Genomic DNA, 317 nt, shown 5'->3' on the forward strand with positions numbered 1-317 from the left:
TGACCGATAACGCAGGCCGCACCGTATCGTATGAGCATGACGGCGATTTTCTGACCGGCGTTACCAATGCAGACGGTGATACGCTGCATTATACCTACGATGGCAACGGCTATCTGAACAGTGCTACCGACTTTGAAGGCGAAGTCTATATTGAGAACGAGTATGACGGCATAGGCCGTGTGGTAAAGCAGACCTTTATCAATGCGGACATTCCCACTGTTTCTACCGTTTCCTATGACGATGACGCGCGTGTTACGACCTGTGTAGACGCAAACGGTCTGGAAACACGCTACTACTACGATAATCACCGTAACATC

General features: G+C 49.8%; 1 protein-coding gene. It reads left to right on the forward strand.

Annotated features, from left to right (window positions below; all coding sequences use genetic code 11):
• On the forward strand, positions 1 to 317 hold a 317-nt coding region (locus DW806_RS14960), incomplete at both ends, for an RHS repeat protein (RefSeq protein WP_199677327.1).

Source organism: Butyricicoccus sp. AM32-19 (genome assembly GCF_003480365.1).
Lineage (GTDB): Bacteria > Bacillota > Clostridia > Oscillospirales > Butyricicoccaceae > Agathobaculum > Agathobaculum butyriciproducens.